This is a genomic window from Streptomyces sp. E2N166 (genome assembly GCF_003671715.1).
Taxonomy (GTDB): domain Bacteria; phylum Actinomycetota; class Actinomycetes; order Streptomycetales; family Streptomycetaceae; genus Streptomyces; species Streptomyces thinghirensis.
The window spans coordinates 275,400-293,483 of sequence record NZ_RAIF01000027.1 but is presented as its reverse complement, the minus strand read 5'-3'; the positions used below and the strand labels follow the sequence as shown (position 1 = coordinate 293,483).

The following is an 18,084-nucleotide window of genomic DNA, read 5'->3' as shown; positions in this document are numbered from 1 at the left end:
GTGTTTGTCATGATCTTTCACACCCCGCTGACTAGCGGCGCTTCGACTTCCGGTCGTCCTTGACGTGACCCCGGAAGGTGCGCGTCGGCGAGAACTCGCCGAGCTTGTGGCCGACCATGGACTCGGTGACAAACACCGGGATGTGGGTCTTGCCGTTGTGCACCGCGATCGTGTGGCCGAGCATCGCCGGGACGATCATCGAGCGACGGGACCAGGTCTTGATGACGTTCTTGGAACCGGCTTCGTTCTGCGTGTCCACCTTCTTGATCAGGTGGTCGTCGACGAAGGGTCCCTTCTTCAAGCTACGAGGCATCTCAACCCGTCCTTAGCGCTTCTTGTTCGTCTTGCGGCGGCGGACGATGTACTTGTTCGACGCCTTCTTGGGCGAACGAGTACGGCCTTCCTTCTTGCCCCACGGGGACACAGGGTGGCGACCACCGGAGGTCCGGCCCTCACCACCACCGTGCGGGTGGTCCACCGGGTTCATGACCACACCACGGACGGTCGGGCGAACGCCCAGCCACCGCTTGCGGCCCGCCTTGCCCCAGTTGATGTTGCTCTGCTCGGCGTTGCCGACCTCGCCGACGGTGGCGCGGCAGCGCACGTCGACCAGGCGGATCTCTCCGGACGGCATGCGCAGGTGGGCCATCTGGCCCTCCTTCGCGAGCAGCTGCACGGAGGCACCGGCGGAGCGGGCGAACTTGGCACCGCCACCGGGACGGAGCTCGATCGCGTGGATCGTGGTACCGACCGGGATGTTGCGGAGCGCCAGGTTGTTGCCCGGCTTGATGTCGGCCCCGGGACCGTTCTCGACGCGGTCACCCTGCTGCAGGTTGCGCGGGGCGAGGATGTAGCGCTTCTCGCCGTCGGCGTAGTGCAGCAGCGCGATGCGCGCGGTGCGGTTGGGGTCGTACTCGATGTGCGCGACCTTCGCCGGCACGCCGTCCTTGTCGTGACGACGGAAGTCGATCACGCGGTAGGCGCGCTTGTGTCCGCCACCCTGGTGGCGAACGGTCACACGACCGGCGTTGTTACGGCCGCCCTTGCTGTGCAGCGGGCGGACCAGCGACTTCTCCGGCGTGGACCGCGTGACCTCGACGAAGTCGGCGACGCTGGAGCCACGACGGCCCGGCGTAGTCGGCTTGTACTTGCGGATTCCCATTTCTCAGTCCTCGTCCGATTCCGGACGATCCGGACCTCCGTCAGGAGGTCGGACCGCCGAAGATGTCGATACGGTCGCCCTCGGCAAGGGTCACGATCGCGCGCTTGCTGTCGGCACGCTTGCCGAAGCCGGTGCGGGTCCGCTTGCGCTTGCCCTGGCGGTTGATCGTGTTGACGCCGGTGACCTTGACCGAGAAGACCGCCTGGACGGCCTCCTTGATCTGGGTCTTGTTGGAGCCCGGCGCGACGACGAACGTGTACTTGTTCTCGTCGAGGAGCGCGTAGCTCTTCTCGGAGACGACCGGCTTCAGCAGCACGTCACGGGGGTCCGTGAACGCCTTGCTGGCCGGGGTGACGACGGTGTTCTTGCCCTCGGCCTCGTGGCGACGCGCCTTGGCGACGCGCGCTGCCTTGGCGGCCTTGGCCGCCTTGGAGGCGATGCTCGGGTGACGCGTAGCCATCAGGCTTCGCTCCCTTCGGTGTCAGCAGCCTTGGGGCCGGACACGAAGGACTCGAAGGCGGCCTGGGTGAAGACCACGTCGTCCGAGACGAGAACGTCGTACGTGTTCAGCTGGCCCGGCTCCAGGATGTGGATCTGGGGCAGGTTGCGGGCGGACAGCCACGCGGCCTCGTCGGCGCGGTCGACGACCAGGAGCAGGTTCTTGCGCTCCGAGATCTTGCCGAACAGCGTCCGGGCGGCCTTCGTGGACGGGTTGTCGCCCTCGATGACGCCGGTGACGACGTGGATGCGGTCGTGGCGGGCCCGGTCGGTGAGGGCGTGGCGCAGGGCCGCGGCCTTCATCTTCTTCGGGGTCCGCTGCGAGTAGTCACGCGGCTGCGGGCCGTGGACGACGCCACCGCCGGCGAACTGCGGCGCACGGGTCGAACCCTGGCGGGCGCGGCCGGTGCCCTTCTGGCGGTACGGCTTCTTGCCGCCACCACGGACCTCGCCGCGACGCTTGGTCTTGTGCGTGCCCTGGCGGGCAGCGGCGTTCTGCGCGACGACGACCTGGTGGATCAGCGGGATGCTGATCTTCTCCACGCCGAAGATCTCCGCGGGGAGCTCGACGCTTCCGGTCTTCTCGCCGGCAGGCGAAAGGATGTCAACAGTGCTCATCGGTTACCTCAGGCCCCCTTGGCCGCAGTGCGGACCAGGACGAGGCCGCCGTTCGGACCGGGAACCGCGCCCTTGATGAGCAGCAGACCCTTCTCCGCGTCAACGGCGTGGACGGTCAGGTTCTGGGTGGTGACCCGCTCGTTGCCCATGCGGCCGGCCATGCGGAGGCCCTTGAACACGCGGCCCGGGGTGGCGCAGCCACCGATGGAACCGGGGGAGCGGTGCTTGCGCTGGGTGCCGTGTCCGGCGCCGAGGCCCTTGAAGTTGTGACGCTTCATGACACCGGCGAAGCCCTTGCCCTTGCTCTTGCCGGTGACGTCGACCTTCACGCCGGACTCGAAGACCTCGGCGGTGACTTCCTGACCGAGCGTGTACTCGGCGGCGTCGGCCGTGCGGATCTCGACGAGGTGGCGGCGGGGGGTGACGTCGGCCTTGGCGAAGTGGCCCTTGAGGGGCTTGTTCACCTTGCGCGGGTCGATCTCGCCGAACGCGATCTGGACGGACTCGTAGCCGTCGACGTCGTTCGTGCGGACCTGGGTGACGACGTTGGGGCCGGCCTTGACGACGGTGACCGGAACAACACGGTTGTTCTCGTCCCACACCTGCGTCATGCCGAGCTTCTCGCCCAGGATGCCCTTGATCTGCTTGGTCATCTTCAGATCACCGCCCTCAGAGCTTGATCTCGATGTCGACACCGGCCGGGAGGTCGAGTCGCATCAGAGAGTCAACGGTCTTGGGGGTCGGGTCGAGGATGTCGATCAGGCGCTTGTGCGTGCGCATCTCGAAGTGCTCGCGCGAGTCCTTGTACTTGTGCGGCGACTTGATGACGCAGTACACGTTCTTCTCAGTGGGCAGCGGCACCGGGCCCGCGACCGACGCACCAGTGCGAGTCACCGTCTCGACGATCTTCTTCGCCGAAGAGTCGATGACCTCGTGGTCGTAGGCCTTGAGCCGGATGCGGATCTTCTGTCCCGCCATGGCTACTCAGTAGTCCTGTCTCTCGAAACGCTCTGGACCCGGTGATCCCTTGTCATTCCACTCCCCCTCCGACCCACGCGGTCGGGCGTGTCGCACTCTCGCTGACATGGATGTCCCTCTTCGGGACTTCCCTGCACGGGGAGTGCGGGCCCTTCCGGAACCGCGGACCGGGGGCGAGAGGCCCACCGGGTGCCTGGTCTGCACCCCGCTGACACTTCCCGGAAGATTCCCGTACGTCCGCCCCTGATCAGGGGCGACGAGTACTGTGGGACTCGCTTCCGGTCCTCCCGGCGGGAGGCGCGCAGCATCGGCACTCGACCGAGCAACCCCGTTAGTCTGCCATACGGGGTGGGGGGCTGGCGAATCGGGGCGGATGACTGTACCCCGGGAGTAGCGGAGATCAAACGCGAGTGCCGTTCACAGCCGAAAGGTCACCGTAAGTACCTGCCGCCGAACCGTCCGCGAGGAAGCTGGTCAGAGTACCTTCCGAAACTCCGCTTCCAGGAGCCAGTACTCGCCCCCCTCGGCGCTGGCGGCGAGGGCGAGGTGGCCGCTGAGCGACCTGGCGATGAAGAGAAGTTCCCCCGGCTGGTCCTCCATGGCCGAGATCGATGTGCGTTCGGTCAGCCTCACCCGAACCCACCCCAGCTCCATGCCGGCGGCGGCCAGGAACGAACCGTCATCGGCCACAAGCCCTCCGGCCCGGGCACGTGCTCTCCACCGCTCGTCGACGACCCGGCTCGCTTGGGCGTCACCCCGCCGGATGCGCTCGACGGGTTCGGCATCAATGTGCACCACTTCGCGGAACACTTCCGTGACCGTCGGCCCGTCCTGCCCCCCGTACATGCCCAGCACGTCAAAGCCGGCACTCCGCAGGCGGGATTCGATCCTCTCGTCCATTACTCAACCTCGCAATCAGTCCTGATAAAAGAAATGATGGTCTCCGCCGGGCTTGTCCAGTGCCCGGTAACGTTCCATCGTCCCGTAACCTTCCTGCGTATTGTCCCAGCCGAAATTAACCAGGTTGCGACTCCGCTCCTCCGGGGTCATGCCTTTCGGTGCACCGGCGTGGAAATGAGGCCCGGCCGGGTCGTGAGTGTGCTCCACGATCACACGAGACCCGCTGTCCGTTTCGAACTGCCGGAAGTTTCCCCAGTGTGTCGGGTCTTTCGAGTAGACGTAACCCGGCATGTTCTTGTAAGCCTTGTCGCCCATGACGATCCACTCGGCGTCGGGACTGGACCCGTGCGGGACGCCGGCGACGTCGAAGGCGGCCCTCTCCGCCTCGGCTCGGGTGCCGAATGGATTTCCGCGCTCCCCCAGGGGGTAATCAGGGGCGAGGCCGAGAACGTCCGTGAATCTCAGAGGATTACGCACGTATGTGAAAGGGTTCGGAGCCGGGGAAAGGCCGAGCGGGTCCGAAGTGACGTATCTACCGGTTTCCGGGTCGTAGTGCCTGAAGTAGTTGTAGTGGAGTCCGGTCTCGGGGTCGTAGTACTGGCCCGGCCATCGCAGAGGCGTATAGGCACTGCAGTCCCTCGGCCAGGCGGTGATCCCCCAAAGGGTGGTCCGGGCACGCCATGCCACCGCGCCCGACTCGTCCACGAGATCGGTGGGGGTACCGATGCCGTCGGTGACAATCGCGAAGAAGCGGGAGTCGATCTCTTCCTGGGGCATATGGGCCGCGCCGAGACGCTCCGCCTGCGCGACGACTCGCTGCCCCTGGTGGTCCCAGGTCAGGGTGACCTGACGCGAAGTGGCTGAGGCCTCTGTGGTCTGCTCACACAGTTTCGCCGCGTCCCAGGTGAAAGCGACTCGCTCGACGACCGTTTCCCCATCCGCGTCCATGCGCGACTTGGCGATGCGGCGCCCAAGGGGGTCGTAGGCGTATCGCCACAGTGTGCCGTCCGGGGTCGTGACAGAGGTGAGGCGGTCTTCGGCGTCCCACGCGTAACGCCATGTGTCCCTCCGGCCGGACAGGCGCGACTTCTGCCGTATGACAATCCGGCCACGGGCGTCGTGCTCGTATCGCACACGTCCGGCCCTCAAAAGTCGTGAGCCCGTGTAAACGCGGTCGCCCAGTGCTTCGTCACCCGCGTGACGCTCCGGCCAGGACGCCGACGTCTGGTTGCCGGCGCCGTCGTAGGCGTACCGCTCGGTCCACTGATGGGCGTGGACTGCCGTGACGCGTCCCACCTGGTCGAGTTCGAAGCGGCGTGAGCCGGAATGCCGATCGTCGACGGCGCTGATGCAGCCGTCCGCGCGGTAGGTGAACTCGCGGTGCAGCACCGCTGCACCCGGCCCTGTCACACTCTGGCTCACCAGGCGCCCGGAGGCGTCATACCCGTGGGCGTAGGCCAAATCTGTGCCGCTGATGTGCCGCGTGAGTTCTCGGCCCACCTCATCGAAGGTGAAGTTGATCTCCCGGCCTGCGAACACCATGGTGCTGCGGTTGCCCAAAGCGTCGTACCGCCACGTGCTTCGCACTCCGCCGGGGGTCTTACGACCCGTGCGCCGCCCCACCGCGTCGTAGTCGTACGTGAGGGAACGCCCGTTGACGGACTCCTGAAGCAGTCGGCCTTGCCGGTCGTACCGGCGCTCCAGCGTGGCGCCCGGACCGACAGCTTGCAACAGTCGGCCCGCGGGATCGTAGACGTAGGTCGTGACAAGGCCGTCGGCGTCCTTCCGCACCAGCTGGCCCATGGCATCGCGTTCGAAACGAACCGTCTGGCCCTGCGTGTGACGGGAGACGAGCCGGGACGCCGCGTCGTACGCGTAGTCGAGCGTACGGTTGTCGAAATCGGTCTCCGTGATCAGTCTGCCTGCCGCGTCGTACTTGTACCGCCATGTCAGGCCACTGGGTTCGGTGACGTTTGTGACGCGCAGGCCGGCATCGTAAGCGAACTCGTAGCGGGCGCCGTCTGGTGTGGTTCGAGCGGCCAGCAAGTCGAAGTGCGTGTACTCGTAGTGGGTGACCCCGCCCAGCGCGTCGGTATGGCTGGTGCAGTTGCCCTCACCGTCGTAGGTCCACGACTCCGCCGTACCGTCGGGTGCGGCACGGCGCAGCAGACGTCCGTCCACCGTCCACTCGAAGCAGGTCCGCGCTCCGGTCGGTTCGGTGACGCCGGTTGGGCGGCCGAGAGCGTCCCGCTCGTATCGAGTGACTCCGCCACGAGGGTCGGTTACCTCCAGGGGAAGTCCCGCGCGGTCGCATCGGACGGTGGTTACGTGTCCCAGCGCGTCGGTTACGGAAGTGAGTCGCCCTGCCTCGTCGTAGGTGAAACCAGTGACGTTGCCGGCTCGGTCGACCTCCGCCGTTCGGTTGCCCCGCTCGTCGTACACGTGCTGTTGCACGAGGCTGTCTGCTCCAACGAGTCGTTCCATGAGAGCCAACTCGTTGTACTCCGCCCGAATCTCATGGCCGTCGGGACGTACGACTCGGACTGGCTGACCGGTCGCGTTGTTCTCCAACCGCGTCACGTGATTCAGAGCGTCCATCCGAGAGACGACGTGATGATTGTCGTCGTAACCGGTGCGTTGTATATGACCGAGGGCATCAACCTCGGCCACGACTTGGCAGTTGTCATTGACAACGAATCGGTGCGCCGTGCCCTCGGCGGTCGTGAGCGTGGTGACGCGACACTCGGGCCACTCGGGATCTGCACCGTCGTAGTCGAGAGTCAGGGAGAAATGGCCTGCCTCGCCGCCGGCTGTGATGCAACGGTCCTTGTCGTCGTAGGCGTAGGCATACCTGTGACCGTTCGTGTCCGTCCACGATGTGATGCGCAGCCGTTCGTCGCAGGAGAAGCGGAACGGGCGCCCGGAGGAGTTGATCGTTTCGGTGAGATTGCCGTCGGTGTACCCATAGCGCTTGATGACGAGGTCTGAGCCATCTGCGTCGGCGCCGGCCAGGCTCAGCTCGGTGATCCGGCCGGACGAGGTCGTCAATTTTATGTGGTAGCCGGCGGAATGACGGATCGCGTGGGGGTTGCCGTACGCGTCGTGGTCGAAGGTGATGGTGTTCTGGTTCCGGTCGGTGATGCGTGCGAGCAGGGCAACGCGGTCCGCCCCCGGAGGGGAGAAGCGGCGGAATTGACCGGTCAGTGGGTCTTCAACCTGGTACCCCCCGTCGTCCAGTCGCGTCAACGGCTGTCGAGGCCCGGTCAAAGGCATCACGGGGACCTCGCCGGCCACGGGGTGGGGGTACTCCAGCAGGAGCCCGTCCTCGGTGACCAGAACGATTCCCTTTTCATCGACCTCGATGCGCTGGTCGATGGTGGAGGCCCAGGTGGGCCCGAACCACCAACCGCAACGGTAATTCGAGGCCGTCCGACGGGTGAACACAAGAGGCAACAGACCGGGCAGTTGCACGTCCTCCTGGGGCAGATACATAACTCCGGTGGCCATGTCTATCGGGTCGCTGCCCTTGGAACGGACAACGGACTTGACCCGGTTGTAGGCTCCCGTGGCACCGTCGGCGACCATGCCACGGGCGTTCTTGCCCAGGCCCCGCAGGGCCAGCCCCATGCCCTTGAGCCCGCCCTTGATCCCCGCCATGGCCGCCATGCCGCCCTTGAGCCCCTTGGCGAGCCCACCGAGGGTGGTGAGCCCCTTCATGCCGGGTATGCAGTCCAGCGCGGCCAGTCCCACGTCCCATAGCGACGCTTGGCCCTTGCTGTATTTGTAGAGCGAGTCGGCGAGCACCACGAGCCCCGCGACCAGCACGATCGCGCCCAGGATCGGCCCGCCGATGATCATCGCGACGATGCCGACGACGGCGACGACGACCTTGCAGACCGCGACGATGGTGTCCCAGTTGTCGGTGAACCAGTCGCCGATGTCCTCCCACCACGACCGGTTCTGGATACCGGCGTCGGAGGCCTCGTCGATCTTGTTCTTCGCGTCGCGGGCGGCGTCGTCGCGCATCTTGCGCGCGTCCGCGGCCATCTTCTTCGCGGCGTCCAGCGCGCTCTGCGCGGAGTCCACGGCCGACTGCGCGTTGGTCTGCGCCGTCTTGGCGTGCTGGACGTCCCGCGTGGCGGCACGGACCTTGCCCTCGTCCGGCTTGTCCGCGTCCGACTTGCTGCCCGTCGGATCGTCCTTGTACTTGTCGGCCTCCTTCGACGCCCGCGTCACCCACGAGTCCGCCGAGGACAGCTTCGACTGCGCCGAGGACAGGTCCTCACGCGCCTCCCGCGCCTTGCGCAACGCCTTGTCCGCCAGCGCCTGGGCCCGCTCCAGCTTCGGCCAGAAGTCGGCGAGGGCGTCGCCGCACATCCCGTACGACTTCTCGAGCTTCTTCAGGTTCTTCGGTACGCCCGAGAACTCCTCCTTGAAGACCGTCGCCGACTTGCCCGCCCACTCCGCGAGCGTGCCCTCCCCCGCCATGCCCTTCACCAGGCGCAGCGCGTCGGACACGTCATCGGCGAAGTCGTGCAGCGTCTTGGCGAGCGTGCGCACCCGCTGCGGGTCACCCGGGGTCGGGTCCTTGTCCAGGTCCAGGACATGCCAATCCGTCGGCCTGTGGCCCACCATCACGCAACCCCCGTCGACGCATGCGTCTCAGCAACAACCGTATGCACACGCGAACTTACAGTGCTCGTTCGTTCGACGGAAAGGTGAGCCGACCGGGCGTCGGCGGTGAGGTGTGGGAGCGAGGCGTGGCCCCTGTTCTCACAGCCAGTCGTCCTCGACTTCTTCGGCCTTCACCGCGGGCTCGCGGAGGACGACCACGATCAGCACGGAGGTGTCGGTGTCGCTCTGCCTGACGCCTGTCACAAGCTCCCTGCCCGCGACTCTCCATGCCCGGTACTGGACGAAGTCATCCACGTCCGCGACGTTGTCACCCGTCGCTTGCAGTCGCTCGCCGAAATCTCCGGACGAAAGGTCCGCAACGACCTCCGTGAGTTCCGCTTCGGCGGCGGCGTAGAGGCCGTCCATGAAGGTGTCCAGGTCTGCTCGGGCCTCCTCCTCGACCTCGCGGAACCACAGGGTGAACTCCACGGCGACCGGCCCATCGCCCTGAATCCACGCGTGCACGTCACCACGGCGCCATGTGGTGGCCCAGGACTTCGTCGGGTTTCGCCGCTCACCCGACCACCCCGCCGCTGCCAGTACGGACGCCGCCGCTGAGCCACTTAGTTCGTCGAGATCAGCGAGGTGGGAAAGCTCGGCGCTTATGTGGGACATCCGGCCATTGTCAGCGATCGCGCGGCGGAGCCGTCATGACTCCTCGGGGAGCCAGGAGAGGAAAGCGTCGACCTCGTTCCGTGAGCTTGAGATCAGTCATTTTCACTTACCCGTCAGCGCCGTCGACGCAAGGCCTTCCACCCATCACTGACCGCGTAGGTGGCCTCCAGCCGCCAGGTCTCCAGTTTGTCCCGCACCTTCGACACGAGCGTCCACCACTTGAGCCACAGCGGCAGCTGCCGGAACGGCACATAGTCGAGGGTGTCGGCGATGGCGTTCACGGCGATGCTCTTGCGGCCGGGGCCTTCCGCCCGCAACGCGGCGTACAGCTCCGGCGTCAACTCTCCGTTGAGCCGAGCCGCGGTGCCCGCCGCGGTGAACGCGAACCCGCGCTGGGCGGCATCCGGCAGCCGCATCGCCCGGACGATCCGAGGCGACGCCTCCTCCAGCGGGCAGTTGAAGGCCAACCCGATCGCTGCCGTGCCGAGGTGGTCCTCACCGCGCTCGAACGCGCTGTCCCATTCCTCGGGGTCGTCCAGACCCAGCAGGCCCTCGCCACTCCCCCAGTGCCACCCGGCTGCCATACCGGCTTCGCCTCCCCTGACTCGAACAGTCGCGGACCGCACCACACCGCAAAAAGGCTGCCCGATCACCACGTTAGGGTCTTGCGGCAGAGCACCGTCGAACAATTGGGGGACGACATGACGGCAGCCGACTCGGGCGGGATGAAGGCCGGCGAAGGGCGGGAGTCGCAGGCGCTTCGGGACGCCGGTCGTGCGGACAAGTGGTCGGTCGGGTGGATCCTGGTGGCGGTCGGGCTGTGGATGTGGTTCGCCTTCCTGATGCTCTCCTCGTACGGCCCCGAGTCCTACGACGGTGTGCCGCGCTGCGAGGGCCCGCTGATCGCCCCGCTCCAGCGGGACGGCTACTTCTGTGACAGCGAGCTACGCCAGTGGCCGGCACTGCTCGGCATCCTGGCCCTGTCGAGCATCGCGACGGTGGTCGCGGCGGCGACGACGGTCTACGCCAAGCTGCTGTCCCGCCTGGCGAAGGCGTCCGGTCCCGAGTCGGGGCGTTGAGGTGCCGATTGGATCACTGTCGCGTCGAGTTGGTCGCAGGATCGCCTCCCAGGCGGCCGTGTCATCGCTCGAGCGTCCAGAACGGCGAGATCCTCTTCCGGCCGGGAGATGCCGCAGCGCTCCACGAGTACGTTCGTCATGTCCCGGAAGTACTCCAGCATTCCCTCGTCGAGGTCGAGTACGAACTCGGCGGTCACGGCGCCAGGACCCCCGTCCGTCCTCAGTCCACGAACCGGAACGTCGACGTGATCGCGTCGAAGATGTCGAAGAAGGAGTCCGCGAGGTCGAGGACCTGGCTGCTGCCCGCGACCAGGGCGACCTTGCCCTCCTGGCCGGGGACCGGGATGTACGTCTGCATCAGGACCGCGCGGACGGTGCGGTTCAGGGCGTCGCCGGGGACCGGGATGTCCTCGATGCCCTGGGTGCGGGCGGCGGCGCCCACCCCGGGGATGTCGACCGTCGTCACCTTGCGCCAGGAGTCGCCGGGCTTCCTCGCCTCCTTGACGGCGAGTTGGCCGGCGATGGCGGCCGGGTCGGTGGGGAGCGGGTCGCCGGACGACGTGCGGCCGCCGACCAGCGACACCGTCACCGAGCCGGTGATCGGGGTGTCGCCGCCGAAGCTCTCCGCCATGCAACCGCAGTACATCGCGCCGGACTTCCACGCGTCCGACGCCGCCTTTTGGAGGAAGGTGACGTAGGCGGAGCGGGACGGCTCCAACTCCGGGTGCCGGCGGACGCGGTCGTCGACCATGCGGCGGATCGAGTCGTCCCGCGACTCCGGGCGTACGTCGAACTCCCACCACGATTCCGGCACCTTGATGCGGAATCCGCCGCGCTCGACGGTCAGTGCCTCCGTGTAACGGGCCATGAAGTTCCCGGTCTCCCGTTCGTCACTCGATCAGGTTTTCCGACATCGTCCCATTGACCGAGTGAGAGGAGACCGGGACACCGGACCCGTCAGATGACCCCCTGCGCCAGCATCGCGTCGGCCACGCGCTCGAAGCCCGCGATGTTCGCGCCGGTGACGTAGTCGCCGGGGGCGTCGTAGCGCTCGGCGGTTTCGTGGCAGGTGGTGTGGATGTTGTTCATGATGTCCGACAGCTCTTCCTCGACCCGCGCCGCCGTCCAGGACGTACGGGCGTGGTTCTGGGCCATCTCCAGGGCGCTGCCCGCGACGCCGCCCGCGTTGGCCGCCTTGCCGGGGCCGAAGGCGACGCCGGAGCGCTGGAGGAGGTGGACGGCCTCGGGGGTCGTCGGCATGTTCGCGCCCTCGGAGACCGCCTTGACGCCGTTGCGGACGAGGGAGGCGGCGGCGTTCTCGTCCAGCTCGTTCTGGGTGGCCGACGGGAGGGCGAGGTCGGCCGGGACGTCCCAGACACTGCCGCCGGGGACGAATCGGGCCGAGGAGCCGCGGCGCTCGGCGTAGGTGTCGACGCGGCCGCGCTCGACCTCCTTGATCTGCTTGAGCAGGTCGAGGTCGATGCCCTTCTCGTCGACGACGTAGCCGGAGGAGTCCGAGCAGGTGACGGGATTCGCGCCGAGGGCGGTCAGCTTCTCGATGGTGTAGATGGCCACGTTGCCGGAGCCGGAGACGACCGCCGTCTGGCCCTCCAGGTCCTCGCCGCGCTCGCGCAGCATCGCCGCCGCGAAGAGGACGTTGCCGTAGCCGGTCGCCTCCGGGCGGATCAGCGAGCCGCCCCAGCCCGCGCCCTTGCCGGTCAGCACGCCGGCCTCCCAGCGGTTGGTGATGCGGCGGTACTGCCCGAAGAGGTAGCCGATCTCCCTACCGCCGACGCCGATGTCCCCGGCCGGGACGTCCGTGTGCTCGCCGATGTGCCGGTACAGCTCCGTCATGAAGGACTGGCAGAACCGCATGACCTCCGCGTCGCTCCGCCCGTGCGGGTCGAAGTCGCTGCCGCCCTTGCCGCCGCCGATACCGAGGCCGGTCAGCGCGTTCTTGAAGATCTGCTCGAAGCCGAGGAACTTGATGACGCCCAGGTTGACGGACGGGTGGAAGCGCAGACCGCCCTTGTACGGGCCCAGCGCGCTGTTGAACTCGACCCGGAAGCCGCGGTTGACGTGGACCCGCCCCTTGTCGTCCTGCCACGGCACCCGGAAGATGACCTGCCGCTCCGGCTCGACCAGCCGCTCGATCAGCCCCGGCTCGGCGTACTCGGGGCGGGCCGCGAGCACCGGCGCCAGCGTTTCCAGGACCTCGTGGGCGGCCTGGTGGAACTCGGGCTGGGCCGGGTTGCGGTGTTCGATCTCGGTGAGCAGGTGGTCGAGCGCGGTCCTGGTCTCGCTTCGCGTCGTCACAGGGGCCCTTTCTGGCACGGCTGACACCGGAGACGGGGGCAGGGCCCAGGGGGGGCGGGCCGCAGTCCGGTCGGTCCGGTGGTGGGCGCTCGGCGCCGTTGCCGCGCGCGGGACACTTCAGTGTTACGCGCATGTAAACGTCCTGGCCAGCACCGAGCACCCCGTGCGACCACTATGTGAGACCGCGCTTTCGTATACCGGGTGTTTTCGTGATGTATGAGACGAAGGTCACCCGGACGGCTCGGGTTGCTCCGTCACGCGCCACCCGACACGCGTCTCACCAGTCATCCGTCGCCGTTCAGCATCGCGGCCGTGAGGACGTTCCCGGCGACGCCCCATCCGCCGTCGGCGACTTCGTCGACGAGTACGACGGTGGTGGGGCGGGCCCGGTCGCCGTAGATCTCCGCGTAGAGGTCGGTGGTGCGTTCGATGATCTTCTGCTTGTCCTCCGGGGTGAGGGTGCCCTCGGGGACCTTGAAGTGGGCGAAGGGCATGTCAGATCATTCCTCCGTTGGCCCGCAGGATCTGGCCGTTCACCCAGTGACCGGCGGGGCTGCCGAGGAAGGCGACCACGGCGGCGATGTCCTCGGGGGTGCCCAATCGCTCCAGGGGCGGGGTTTTCGCCAGTTGGTCGATCTGCTCGGGGGTCTTGCCGGTCAGGAACAGGTCCGTGGCCGTGGGGCCGGGGGCGACCGTGTTCACGGTGATGTCCCGTCCGCGCAGTTCACGGGCGAGGATCAGGGTCATCGCCTCCACCGCGCCCTTGCTCGCCGCGTACGCCCCGTAGGTCGGGAACTGCGTGCCGACCACGGAGGTCGAGAAGCCTACGAAGCTTCCTCCCGCCCGCAGCCGCCGGGCCGCCTCCCGGGCGACCACGAAAGTGCCGCGGATGTTGGTGCGGTGCATGGCGTCCAGGGCGGTCAGGTCCAGGTCGGCGATGGGCGACAGGGCCAGTCGGCCGGCCGAGTTCACCACCACGTCGATCCCGCCGTACTCCTCCTCCGCCCGGTCGAACAGCGCGGCGACCTCCTTCTCCTCCGCCACGTCCGCCTGCACGGCGACCGCCCGTCCGCCGGCCCCGGTGATCGCCGCCACCGTCTCCTTGGCGGAAGCCTCGTCGTGGGCGTAGTTCACAACGACGGCCAGGCCGTCCTGGGCGAGCTTCTCGGAGACCGCCCGGCCGATGCCGCGCGATCCACCGGTGACGAGGGCGACCCGTACGGCCTCCGGCGCGCGGGCTTGCTGATGGTTCGTGTTCGTGGTCATGGCTCCACGGTGCGCCCGACCCGCCCGCGCAACCAGGGGATGTCATCCCATGGGTCACCGGCCCGGCCCGGCGCAGAATGGAGGGCATGAGCGCTGTGAAGTACGCCGAGCTGGGAGCGTTCCTACGGTCGCGGCGGGAGCGCATCCGCCCGGCCGACGTCGGGCTCCCGGCCGGGCCGCGGCGCCGGGTGCCGGGGCTGCGGCGCGAGGAGGTCGCCCAGCTCGCCGGGGCGTCCGTGGACTACTACAACGAGCTGGAGCGCGGGGCCGGGTCGCAGCCGTCCGAGCAGATGATCGCCGCGCTGGCGCGTGCGCTGCGGCTGTCCGCCGACGAACGGGACTATCTGTACCGGCTCGCGGACCGTCCGGTGCCCGTGCAGGGCGGGGCCGCCTCGCACGTGCATCCCGGCATGCTCGACCTGCTCGGGCGGATGACCTCGACCCCGGCGCAGGTGATCACCGACCTGCACGTCACCCTCGTACAGAATCCGCTGGCCGTGGCGCTGGTCGGGGACCAGTCCGGCCTCCGGGGGCCCCGGGCCAGCTTCGTGCACCGGTGGTTCACCGAGCCCGACACGCGGCGCCTGCATCCCGAGGCCGACCACGAGAGGCAGTCCCGCGCCTTCGTCGCGGATCTGCGGGCCGCGGCGGCCAGGAGGGACGCGAAGGACCCGGAGGCCGGGTCCATGATCCGTACGCTGCTCCACGTGTCGCCGGAGTTCGCCGCGCTGTGGGCCGACCACGACGTGGCGTTCCGGCGGGACGACCGCAAACGGATCGTCCACCCGACGCTCGGCGTCATCGAGGTCAACTGCCTCAACCTCTTCAGCGAGGACGGGCGGCAGCGGTTGCTCTGGTTCACGCCGGCCGTGGGCACCGACAGCGCGGGGTTGCTGGATCTGCTGGCGGTGGTCGGGACGCAGGAGGTCGTCAGCGCTCCGAGGCGTACGGGAGGAAGTTCGTCCACGCGGCCGGGGTGAGGGCCAGGCGGGGGCCGTCTTCTACGTGCTTGGAGTCGCGGATGTGGATGGTGCCGGGGGTGACGGCCAGTTCAACGCAGGACTCACCGTCGGTTCCACCGCTGTAGCTGCTCTTGAACCACGCCAGTTCGGATGCGTGCCGATCAGAGACCTTGGCGATCATGTTTCTCCCAGCAGATTCTCGATGAAGGCCAGCGACTCCCGTGGGGAGAGTGCCTGCGCCCGGATCGTGCCATACCGCAGCTCAACAATGCGCAGCTGTTTCGGGTCGGTGATCGGCCGTCCGTTGAACGCCCCATCGGAGCGCCCCACCGCCGTACCGTCCTGAAACTTCAGCAACTCGATTCTGCCGTCCAGTCCTGGATGGGCATCGGTGTTCGTCGGCATGACTTGAAGTGTGACGTTGTGCAACCGCCCCACCTCCAACAGGCGTTCGAGCTGCTGCCGCCACGCCATTGTGCCTCCAACCTGCCGACGCAGTGGCGCCTCTTCCAGGACGAAGTGCATGGAGGGCGCCGGGTCGCGTTCGAAGACGGACTGCCGGGCCAACCGCGCGGCCACCATGCGTTCCAGGTCGTCCGGCGAGTACGGCGGCTGCCGGGCCTCCATCAGGACGCGGGCATGCTCCGGCGTCTGCAACAGCCCCGCGACGATGTTGCACTCGTACACCCCGATTTCGACGGCCTTGGCCTCCAACTTCCCCAGCTCTCGCACCTTCTTCGGGTACCGGACTCTCTTCACGTCCTCCCAGGCCGCCGAGATCAGCCCGCCCGCCTCCAGAACCTCGTCGGCCCTGTCCAGGTACTCCTGCCGGGGAATCCGCTTGCCGCCCTCGATCTTGTAGACCATGTCCTCGCCGTACCCGACCACCGTCCCGAACTCGGCGGCCCTCATCCCCACCGCCTCTCGACGCAGCTTCAGCTGCCGCCCGACGGTCGTGATGACGGCGATTCCCCACTCGTCGTCCGGGTCGACCTCCCAACCCGGCTCGTCCATCTCGCTCTTGAGCCGGCTCGTGTCCGTCTCGACTGTCATGCCGTGCCTCTCCGTCGTGCCCGCTTCGGATGCACCAGCGCCCTACCCGTACCGACCGTCGTGACAGCCCCGGACACACCGGACAACAACCGGACAGTCACCGTACGTACCCGCTGAGTCACTTCTCACCGTACGCACACACCGCCACGCTGAGTGACGTGAACCAGAAATCCGCCGAACTCACTACGTCCGTCCGCAACTTCAGCGTGCAGCTCTCCCCCACGCCACGCGGCGCCCGCCTCGCCCGCCTGCTCGCGACCGAGCAGCTCCGCGCCTGGGGCCTGCCCCTGGACCCGGCCCGCCAGCTCATCGCCGAGCTGGCCTCCAACGCGGCGGCCCACGGACGCGTCCCCGGCCGCGATTTCCGGCTCATGCTCTACGTCGTCGGCGAGACTCTCCGCATCGAGGTCACCGACACCCGGGGCGAGCGGCTCCCCGACGTCCGGACACCCGCCCCCGACGCGGAATCCGGCCGTGGCCTGCTGCTCGTCGAGGCGTTGGCGGACCGCTGGGGAGTGACCGAGGGCCGCTTTCCGCGCAAGACCGTGTGGGCCGAACTGCGCTGCACACCACCGGAACCCACCTTCTGAGGTTCCGGTGCCGTCGGCGCCCTACCAAGGAAAGAACCCGGGAAGAAAGAACCCATGGCAGGGGACCTCACCGTCACAGGTCCGGACCAACCTCTTGCCCCCGCCCCGCCCTCGTCGCAAGCTCCCCTCATGGAGCTGGAGTTGCGGCATCTCAAGACGGTACGGGCCATCGCCGACGCCGGGAGCCTCACCAGGGCGGCGACGGCTCTCGGGCTCGCGCAGCCCGCGCTGAGCGCACAGCTCAAGCGGATCGAACGGGCCCTGGGCGGCGCGCTGTTCGTGCGCGGTCGGCACGGCGTGCGGGCCACCGCGCTGGGCGAACTGGTGCTGGAGCGCAGCCGGATCGTGCTGCCCGCGGTGACCGAGTTGCAGCAGGAGGCGGCCCGGTTCGCGCGGGCGCCGCGCACCGCCGAGCGGCTTCGGCTGGGCGGTACGCACGGCCCGCTGCTGGGCGCGCTGGTCGACCGGCTGGCCGGTGTGGCGCCCGAGGCCCGGATGACGACCTGTACCTCGTGGTCGGAGCGGGAGCTGGCCGAGCAGCTCGCCGAGGGACGGCTGGACTTCGCGCTCGCCGGGACCTGCGGCTCCGCCGCCCCGCCCGGTGCCGAGGGGCTGGTCTGGCGGGAGGTCGCCGTCGACCCGGTGTTCGTGATGATGCCCGCCGGTCATCCGCTCGCCCACCGGCCGGAGGTGGACCTGACCGAGCTGTCGGACGAGGAGTGGGCCTGCGTACCCGGCGACGGCTGCTTCGGTGACTGCTTCTCCGCGTCGTGCGCCCGCGCCGGGTTCACCCCGCGACGCATGTACGAGACCGACACCGCGTCCCTGGTGCACCTGGTCCAGGTGGGGCGGGCGGTTGGGCTGTGCCGGGCGACGTTCCCGACCACGCCCGGCATCGTCACCCGGCCGCTCACCGGCACGCCGCTGGCCTGGCGGCACCTGCTCGGCTGGCACGCGGGGACGCAGCGGCAGGACACCGCCGCGACCGTGCTGGCGCAGGCGCGCATGGCGCACGCGGGGGTGGCGGCGAGCAGTGACAGCTACACGGAGTGGATGGCGGCGCACCGCGTGCCCTGATCAACCCGTCACCCCCCTCGCTTCCCTTCGCTTCCCTTTGCTTCCCTCGCACGCCTTCCATAACGCCGGGGAGAGGGCCGGCCGACGTCTTATGGCCGCCGGTCGTCCCTCCCTACGGTTTCGGCACCTCCCCACCGAGACCGAGGAGATCCCCCATGCCCCACCGACACCGACACACCAGAGCCATGGGTGCCGCCGTCGCCGCGACGGCCGCCCTGCTCGTGGCCGGGCTCAGCGGCTCCGCGAGCGCCGGGACGGCACCCTCCGACCCCGCCCCCACCGCCGCCGAGAGCCTC

The 18,084-nt window shown here is 68.3% G+C and carries 20 protein-coding genes; 4 read left to right on the top strand and 16 right to left on the bottom strand.

The genetic code is table 11. The features are described 5' to 3' along the window. Nucleotides 1–31 precede the first annotated feature (31 nt). The 10 genes from rpsS to EBH09_RS21865 form a co-directional block, all read right to left on the bottom strand. Nucleotides 32–313 carry a 30S ribosomal protein S19 gene (gene rpsS / locus EBH09_RS21910; protein ID WP_055418366.1) on the bottom strand — a complete coding sequence of 94 codons (282 nt, stop codon included), beginning with the start codon at nucleotides 311–313 and terminating at the stop codon, nucleotides 32–34. Between the two features lie 12 nt (nucleotides 314–325). Next, nucleotides 326–1,162: a 50S ribosomal protein L2 gene (gene rplB / locus EBH09_RS21905; RefSeq protein ID WP_019329639.1), complete on the bottom strand. Its 837-nt coding sequence runs from the start codon at nucleotides 1,160–1,162 to the stop codon at nucleotides 326–328. Between the two features lie 40 nt (nucleotides 1,163–1,202). Next, on the bottom strand, nucleotides 1,203–1,622 hold the full coding sequence (gene rplW, locus EBH09_RS21900; protein ID WP_003974265.1) for a 50S ribosomal protein L23: 420 nt from the start codon (nucleotides 1,620–1,622) through the stop codon (nucleotides 1,203–1,205). Further along, entirely contained in the window at nucleotides 1,622–2,278 is a 657-nt protein-coding gene (rplD, locus tag EBH09_RS21895; protein ID WP_121748661.1) for a 50S ribosomal protein L4, read from the bottom strand. Before rplD ends, rplW begins: the two co-directional genes overlap by 1 nt. Nucleotides 2,279–2,286: 8 nt before the next feature. Beyond that, nucleotides 2,287–2,931 (bottom strand): 50S ribosomal protein L3, encoded by a 645-nt coding sequence (gene rplC, locus EBH09_RS21890; RefSeq protein WP_121748660.1) that lies wholly within the window; start codon nucleotides 2,929–2,931, stop codon nucleotides 2,287–2,289. 16 nt (nucleotides 2,932–2,947) lie between these two features. Next, a complete protein-coding gene (rpsJ, locus tag EBH09_RS21885) occupies nucleotides 2,948–3,256 on the bottom strand; it encodes a 30S ribosomal protein S10 (protein WP_003948644.1) in 309 nt (102 codons plus the stop codon). A gap of 474 nt (nucleotides 3,257–3,730) precedes the next feature. Further along, nucleotides 3,731–4,156 carry a hypothetical protein gene (locus EBH09_RS21880; RefSeq protein WP_121748659.1) on the bottom strand — a complete coding sequence of 142 codons (426 nt, stop codon included), beginning with the start codon at nucleotides 4,154–4,156 and terminating at the stop codon, nucleotides 3,731–3,733. A gap of 15 nt (nucleotides 4,157–4,171) precedes the next feature. Next, nucleotides 4,172–8,791, bottom strand: a complete 4,620-nt coding sequence (locus tag EBH09_RS21875) for an RHS repeat-associated core domain-containing protein (protein ID WP_121748658.1) — start codon at nucleotides 8,789–8,791, stop codon at nucleotides 4,172–4,174. Nucleotides 8,792–8,929: 138 nt separating this feature from the next. Continuing rightward, a complete protein-coding gene (locus tag EBH09_RS21870; RefSeq protein WP_153182697.1) occupies nucleotides 8,930–9,445 on the bottom strand; it encodes a hypothetical protein in 516 nt (171 codons plus the stop codon). Nucleotides 9,446–9,558: 113 nt separating this feature from the next. Next, on the bottom strand, nucleotides 9,559–10,029 hold the full coding sequence (locus EBH09_RS21865; protein ID WP_121748656.1) for a hypothetical protein: 471 nt from the start codon (nucleotides 10,027–10,029) through the stop codon (nucleotides 9,559–9,561). Between the two features lie 81 nt (nucleotides 10,030–10,110). Here EBH09_RS21865 and EBH09_RS21860 point away from each other — a divergent pair, with 81 nt between their 5' ends. Beyond that, nucleotides 10,111–10,524, top strand: a complete 414-nt coding sequence (locus EBH09_RS21860) for a hypothetical protein (protein WP_153182696.1) — start codon at nucleotides 10,111–10,113, stop codon at nucleotides 10,522–10,524. A gap of 220 nt (nucleotides 10,525–10,744) precedes the next feature. Here the strand turns inward: EBH09_RS21860 and EBH09_RS21850 are convergent, their stop codons facing one another. The 4 genes from EBH09_RS21850 to EBH09_RS21835 all read right to left on the bottom strand — a co-directional run bounded on the left by EBH09_RS21850 (nucleotide 10,745) and on the right by EBH09_RS21835 (nucleotide 14,106). Further along, complete coding sequence (locus EBH09_RS21850; RefSeq protein WP_121748653.1) at nucleotides 10,745–11,392, bottom strand: hypothetical protein; 648 nt, start codon at nucleotides 11,390–11,392, stop codon at nucleotides 10,745–10,747. A gap of 89 nt (nucleotides 11,393–11,481) precedes the next feature. After that, nucleotides 11,482–12,840 carry an NADP-specific glutamate dehydrogenase gene (gene gdhA / locus EBH09_RS21845; RefSeq protein ID WP_193776458.1) on the bottom strand — a complete coding sequence of 453 codons (1,359 nt, stop codon included), beginning with the start codon at nucleotides 12,838–12,840 and terminating at the stop codon, nucleotides 11,482–11,484. Between the two features lie 284 nt (nucleotides 12,841–13,124). Beyond that, a complete protein-coding gene (locus EBH09_RS21840; RefSeq protein WP_121748651.1) occupies nucleotides 13,125–13,334 on the bottom strand; it encodes a 4-oxalocrotonate tautomerase family protein in 210 nt (69 codons plus the stop codon). A 1-nt stretch (nucleotide 13,335) separates the two neighbouring features. Beyond that, nucleotides 13,336–14,106: an SDR family oxidoreductase gene (locus EBH09_RS21835; protein WP_121748650.1), complete on the bottom strand. Its 771-nt coding sequence runs from the start codon at nucleotides 14,104–14,106 to the stop codon at nucleotides 13,336–13,338. Nucleotides 14,107–14,183: 77 nt separating this feature from the next. Here EBH09_RS21835 and EBH09_RS21830 point away from each other — a divergent pair, with 77 nt between their 5' ends. After that, nucleotides 14,184–15,086 (top strand): helix-turn-helix transcriptional regulator, encoded by a 903-nt coding sequence (locus tag EBH09_RS21830; protein WP_193776457.1) that lies wholly within the window; start codon nucleotides 14,184–14,186, stop codon nucleotides 15,084–15,086. Here the strand turns inward: EBH09_RS21830 and EBH09_RS21825 are convergent. Then, entirely contained in the window at nucleotides 15,037–15,249 is a 213-nt protein-coding gene (locus EBH09_RS21825) for a DUF397 domain-containing protein (RefSeq protein ID WP_121748648.1), read from the bottom strand. The two genes, EBH09_RS21830 and EBH09_RS21825, sit on opposite strands and share 50 nt — an antisense overlap. Next, nucleotides 15,246–16,121 carry a helix-turn-helix transcriptional regulator gene (locus EBH09_RS21820; RefSeq protein WP_121748647.1) on the bottom strand — a complete coding sequence of 292 codons (876 nt, stop codon included), beginning with the start codon at nucleotides 16,119–16,121 and terminating at the stop codon, nucleotides 15,246–15,248. Before EBH09_RS21820 ends, EBH09_RS21825 begins: the two co-directional genes overlap by 4 nt. A gap of 158 nt (nucleotides 16,122–16,279) precedes the next feature. On the opposite strand from EBH09_RS21820, the gene EBH09_RS21815 reads away from it, so the two are divergent. Next, a complete protein-coding gene (locus EBH09_RS21815; protein WP_121748646.1) occupies nucleotides 16,280–16,711 on the top strand; it encodes an ATP-binding protein in 432 nt (143 codons plus the stop codon). A gap of 129 nt (nucleotides 16,712–16,840) precedes the next feature. Next, nucleotides 16,841–17,788, top strand: a complete 948-nt coding sequence (locus EBH09_RS21810) for a LysR family transcriptional regulator (protein ID WP_121748645.1) — start codon at nucleotides 16,841–16,843, stop codon at nucleotides 17,786–17,788. Nucleotides 17,789–18,084 lie beyond the last annotated feature (296 nt).

Excerpts from the sequence above, each read along its gene's own strand:
- rpsS (WP_055418366.1), bottom strand. The coding sequence starts at position 313 with ATGCCTCGTAGCTTGAAGAAGGGACCCTTCGTCGACGACCACCTGATC.
- rplB (WP_019329639.1), bottom strand. The coding sequence starts at position 1,162 with ATGGGAATCCGCAAGTACAAGCCGACTACGCCGGGCCGTCGTGGCTCC.
- rplW (WP_003974265.1), bottom strand. The coding sequence starts at position 1,622 with ATGGCTACGCGTCACCCGAGCATCGCCTCCAAGGCGGCCAAGGCCGCC.
- rplD (WP_121748661.1), bottom strand. The coding sequence starts at position 2,278 with ATGAGCACTGTTGACATCCTTTCGCCTGCCGGCGAGAAGACCGGAAGC.
- rplC (WP_121748660.1), bottom strand. The coding sequence starts at position 2,931 with ATGACCAAGCAGATCAAGGGCATCCTGGGCGAGAAGCTCGGCATGACG.
- rpsJ (WP_003948644.1), bottom strand. The coding sequence starts at position 3,256 with ATGGCGGGACAGAAGATCCGCATCCGGCTCAAGGCCTACGACCACGAG.
- EBH09_RS21880 (WP_121748659.1), bottom strand. The coding sequence starts at position 4,156 with ATGGACGAGAGGATCGAATCCCGCCTGCGGAGTGCCGGCTTTGACGTG.
- EBH09_RS21875 (WP_121748658.1), bottom strand. The coding sequence starts at position 8,791 with ATGGTGGGCCACAGGCCGACGGATTGGCATGTCCTGGACCTGGACAAG.
- EBH09_RS21870 (WP_153182697.1), bottom strand. The coding sequence starts at position 9,445 with ATGTCCCACATAAGCGCCGAGCTTTCCCACCTCGCTGATCTCGACGAA.
- EBH09_RS21865 (WP_121748656.1), bottom strand. The coding sequence starts at position 10,029 with ATGGCAGCCGGGTGGCACTGGGGGAGTGGCGAGGGCCTGCTGGGTCTG.
- EBH09_RS21850 (WP_121748653.1), bottom strand. The coding sequence starts at position 11,392 with ATGGCCCGTTACACGGAGGCACTGACCGTCGAGCGCGGCGGATTCCGC.
- EBH09_RS21840 (WP_121748651.1), bottom strand. The coding sequence starts at position 13,334 with ATGCCCTTCGCCCACTTCAAGGTCCCCGAGGGCACCCTCACCCCGGAG.
- EBH09_RS21835 (WP_121748650.1), bottom strand. The coding sequence starts at position 14,106 with ATGACCACGAACACGAACCATCAGCAAGCCCGCGCGCCGGAGGCCGTA.
- EBH09_RS21830 (WP_193776457.1), top strand. The coding sequence starts at position 14,184 with ATGGAGGGCATGAGCGCTGTGAAGTACGCCGAGCTGGGAGCGTTCCTA.
- EBH09_RS21825 (WP_121748648.1), bottom strand. The coding sequence starts at position 15,249 with ATGATCGCCAAGGTCTCTGATCGGCACGCATCCGAACTGGCGTGGTTC.
- EBH09_RS21820 (WP_121748647.1), bottom strand. The coding sequence starts at position 16,121 with ATGACAGTCGAGACGGACACGAGCCGGCTCAAGAGCGAGATGGACGAG.
- EBH09_RS21810 (WP_121748645.1), top strand. The coding sequence starts at position 16,841 with ATGGAGCTGGAGTTGCGGCATCTCAAGACGGTACGGGCCATCGCCGAC.